Here is a 5,174-nt window from a genome sequence, read left to right as displayed (position 1 = left end):
TCGTTATCATCGTCTAATTGACTGTCGGAACAACCTGTTGTGCTTACATCTTCTCCTGGTGGTGTATCCTCACAAAGGTCAATACTATTTTCTACACCATCATTATCATCATCTAATTGACCGTATGAACAACCGTTTTCATCAACATCCTCCCCACTTGGAGTGTTTGGGCAGATGTCTAAATTATTATAAACGCCGTCATCATCATCATCTAATTGACTACCGGAACAACCTGTTGCATTTACATCCTCTCCAGTTGGTGTGTTTTCGCAAGTATCAATACTATTTTCTACACCATCATTATCATCATCTAATTGACCAATAGAGCATCCATTTGTATCAACATCCTCTCCAGTTGGTGTGTTTGGACATAAATCATCTTCGTTTAAAACACCATCGTAATCAATATCATCATTATTTTCTGCAATTATTTTAAAACTATCAACCGTCCATCGTGTTGGTTCAGCTGAAGAGTAGTATTTAAAAGCAATATAAACGGTCCCCGTAATAGAGCTAATATCTACATTAGAAAAAGTATATATTTCTTGGGTTCCACTTCCATTGGAGTGCTCAGGAATATTGATATTTGGCATTGGGATCCATGTAAAATCACTTGGGTCGCTGGAACCATCATAATCTGAAGAATAAACTAATTCTAGCGTGGAATCTCCATAAGCTGCATCTGTATAAAAACTAAGTTTTTCAGCTTCATTTTCGTCGAAGTTAATAGGAGTGGAAGTAATTAACCAATCTTTACTTAAAACATCTTGTTGATATCCGTTTATACCTATAGAGCCCGTATTGTTTTCTCCATATTGTGTTTCGCATTCCCAGTTTTTGTTACTTGCTTCACTATAAGTATAAAAAGCTAAGTCGCTGCAATTACTGAAATCTTCATTTATTAAATAAGTTGGCCCTTCTAATGTAGTTATATTTATAGTTGCACCAACTTCAGATAAATTTGAAGAAGCATCTCTGGCTTTTACAGTAATAGCATAAGTGGTACTTGAAGTTAACCCTGAAATTATTGAAGAAGTTGAAAAGGCAGTTTTTAAATATTCACCATCTAAATATATTAAGTAATCTATAACGCCGACATTATCTGTTGCGGCATCCCAACTAATTTCTACAGATTCGAATGTTGTATTTGAAGCTATTATATTTGTTGGTGAAGTTGGAGCTTCAGGATCTGAAGAGTTATTTAAACTCCATTTATCTTCTGCATTAACACCACCCCAAATTAAAGTTGCTAAATATGGATTGTCTATAAAAGGATTTCTATTTCCTTGCACGGTTTCAATATAATCGTTTCGTTGGTTTTCAACCTCTGAAACTGGATCTTCAATATTCCAGTTTAAAAATAAAGCTATCATATTTGGATCATCTGTTAAAGCTGTTCCAAAACCACTGTTAATTGGTAAACATTGCGTTTGTGAAACTTGAGATCCAGTCCCGTTATAACGCAAATACATATACATTACAATACGAGCTACATCGCCTTTCCATTCATCACCTGGATACCAACCTCCATTATTTGAAATTCCAGAGTTTCCAGCACCATCGGTAAACTTTCTATTGCTTCTAGTTGAATTTCTTTGAGTGTCTGAAGGTCTTAAATTATGCACATCTGTTCCAGGTCCAGGTTCATCGGTACCCAATTCTGGGTTTGCTAAAGATTTTGCAAAAACATGTTCTCTATTCCACGTTCCAGTAGTTCCGCCAGTATCTTGTAAATTTTTATTACGTGATCTATCTGTATCAGTTATTCCATCATTATTGTCAAAGCCATAAATTAATAATACGTTTGAAGTATTATCTGGATCTTCATCTACTTGTTTTAAAACATCCCAAGTGTCGGTAGAACTTGAAGAATATGGTATTGCAGAATGTGTAGCAATAATCCTGTTAGAAAGTTCTATAAACAAATCATTTTCAGTTTTTGTAAAATCAAGACCGTTATAAAAAGGTTGAATTTGTCCGTAAAAGGGAATAAATGATATAAAAAGTAATATTGAAAGTATAGTTTTTTTCACGATAAGTGATTTTTAGTGCTTATTAAAAAATAATGTGGCTACAAATTTATTATTAATTTTTGATTTTGGGTACTTATATTAATAACTTAATAGTTAATATACATAAATAATAAAAACACCCTCAATAAATTGAAGGTGTTTATTTTTTTAGCTTAAAATGGGATTTTAATTTTTCTATTCTTTAATAATTTTTAGCACAACAGGTTCTTCTAGGTAAACTTTAGCAAAGTACAAACCAGTTGAATTATTAGAAATATTTAATTGAATTTTACCATTATTAATTGTGTAATTTTTTACCGAAACTAACTGCGATTGTAAATTATATATTTCAATTTTTACATTTTTTTGAGAAACTGGTAAAGCAATTTCAAAATTCCCTTTTGTAGGGTTTGGATATGCAATAATTTCATTAAATAAATTAACTGTTTTTGCAAAAACACCTTCGCATAAAATATTAGATTTTACTAGAATTCTATCTCCATGCTTTACATCAACAGTAAATATAGGTGAAGCTGTTTCGAAAGCAATTTTATTATTTATAGATACTATAAATGGTCCTGTTCCCTGTTCAATTTCAATGGAGGCTTTTCCAGAATTTACCGCAACTTTACCTGATATTGTAATCCCTTCCTCTATTACTACATCATAACATTGTTCGAAATTTTCTCCTTCTACACCAATACAAATAGTGTAATTTCCAGGATTTAAATTTGTGTTTTGCAATGTTGCGGCAGTGCCATTTAATGTAACTATATAGTTATGTGTTTCTATAGCTGAAATTAAAATTTGACCATTATTTTTATTTGGGCAAGTTTCACTAATAGTTTCTATAGTGAAATTATTTGCAGGCAATGAAAAAATTGGACACCCTACACTATCTACAACACTTCCTAAAGGTGTTTCAGGACAAATATCAACATCATTAAAAACCCCATCTTTATCATCATCATCGCTAATAACAGTAACACCACAAATTTCGACACTCCAACTTTGGATACTTCCTACATCTTCAGGGCCGCCGTCAATAGCTTGTAAAATCCAAGTGCCATAAGATTCCTCATTATTAAAACTTGATAAATCTCCTTGAGGTTTATAGGCTCCTGTAAAAGGAGGAACTCCTACAGTTATAGATGTATTAGCATCATTATCAAAAATAGTATTCGTATAATCTAAACCTTCATCTCCATTATTTGCTGATAATAGAACTTTTGTTCCCGTTGGGCTAATTAAATATAAAGTTAAATCACCAACCCACTCATGAGGTGCGGTTACAGTAACATTAACATCTGTAATTATTTTATTAGTTGTTATATTTATTATTGAATTTACTCCAGTTAAATCATTATCAGGTACATCAACTGGTTTACTTTTAGAGATATCCGGGTCGCAAATTACATTTGCAGTTGTAAAACTATTAGGACTAGAAAAATCACTTTCACCACAATTATTAATCCCTTTTACTCTCCAATAATAGGTTGTATTAGATTCAAGTAATTCAGGTATAAAATGCGTAGAATTTAAAGTGGCTGTTTCTATAATAGTTGCAAATAATAAATCAGAAGCAATTTCAATAGTATAATTTTTAATATTTTCGCTAGCCACCCAATTTATATTATAAGGCTCTAATAATCCGCTACTTTCATTTTCTGGAAAACTTAATGTTGGTGAAATTATCTCAGATGAAAATACATTTAAGCCGGTAACAGTATTTTTGGTGGTTGAAGCAGATGTGCCTGTTACAGAAATATTATATTCGCCAACAGTATTGCTTTCTATTCCTGTTATTTTCATTGTAACAGCAGTATTATTAGTACTCGTAGTTAAAGGGTTAAATGTTACTGTTGCTCCTTCTGGTAATCCTGTTGCAGAAAAAGTAGTTTCTTCATTAAAATCTAAAAAGGTATTATAGGTCATATTGTAAACAACCTCGTTTGGTGCACACGTTTCAAGGTTAAAGGATTCGAAATTCATAATAAATTCTGAAGATTGTACAGAAATATTTGCCAAGTTTACGTTAAAAAAGATGTTACCAACACTTTCTATTTTAATCCTTCCAGTTGTGGTTGTAACATTTGGACTTACAATGGTATGAGAGCCATCATTAGGTATATTTGAAGCAAGTGTAATAGGGTATGTTTGACCTCCGTCATTTGAAAATAAAATATTTACGTGAGAACAGTTTACAGGTTCGCTATTTGTATTTGCAACATCCCAATTAATTGTTTGAGCAGTACCAGCATCCCAGCTTTCTTGAGTGATTTGAGAAGTTATTTTAAAACTACCTGCACTATCTGAAAATGTTATTAAAGTTTCATCACTGGCAGTTTGACCTCCATTTTCATTATTATCTCTAACGGTAAGAGCAAATGTCATAGTTCTAGAGACAGATGGTAAAACCTCCCATTGATTGGCAGTATTACCCCCTAAAATAGTTGACATATTTGGAAATGTTCTTTCAGGATTTTCATTAGGTTGCATAGATCTAAACGCTGGACCAACAGTTGCTGTTGATACTAACGGGTATTCAGTAGCTTCAGCATCAATTTGTTCCCAGGTGTATGTTAGCAAATCTCCGTCTTCATCTGTCGCATTTGCCTTTAAAGCAAATGGGGTTGAAACGGGTATTGTATAATCTTGAAGGCTTTCAACTATAGGTGTATTATTATTTGTGTCAGAAAGTGTACCGCAGATACTGCTATTTCCTGCTGAAATATTTGCCCACATTTCTTGAATGCTTACATAATGGAAATATGAATCAGCTAAAAATTGGATGTTATTTGGCGAACATAAACCAGAGTAGGCCATAATAGTAGAGCCACTTCCAGGCTCAACTGATGTTGCCGCACTTCTGTTACCTCCGCAGCCTCCTGTTTCGGCATTGAATGTGTGTCGTGCACCGTATTGATGTCCCATTTCATGCGAAACATAATCGATATCATAAGCATCTCCAATAGGATTACTTGATCCTGTAATTCCTCTAGCTTTTCCTGTAAAAGTACAAGGAGAATTTAATTGCGCTAGTCCACCTCCACCAGTACTAAAAGTATGCCCAATATCAAAATTATTAGTTCCAATTGTGCTGTTAATTACAGTCTGACTTTCATTAATTAGTTCTTGTGAATCATCATTTGTAAAATTATC

General features: G+C 33.0%; 2 protein-coding genes. Both read right to left on the bottom strand.

Annotation, left to right across the window (positions count from 1 at the left end; translation table 11 throughout):
* Positions 1–2,033: endonuclease (locus AB1Z17_RS01460; protein ID WP_368050013.1), on the bottom strand; the 2,033-nt coding region annotated here is incomplete at its 3' end.
* A gap of 174 nt (positions 2,034–2,207) precedes the next feature.
* Positions 2,208–5,174, bottom strand: a 2,967-nt coding sequence (locus tag AB1Z17_RS01455; protein WP_368050012.1) for a M12 family metallo-peptidase, incomplete at its 5' end; no start/stop codon positions are given.

Source organism: Lutibacter sp. (genome assembly GCF_040883305.1).
Classification (GTDB): Bacteria; Bacteroidota; Bacteroidia; order Flavobacteriales; family Flavobacteriaceae; genus Lutibacter.
Note: the sequence above shows the minus strand (reverse complement) of the source record. Positions and strands in the feature narration are given on the sequence as shown.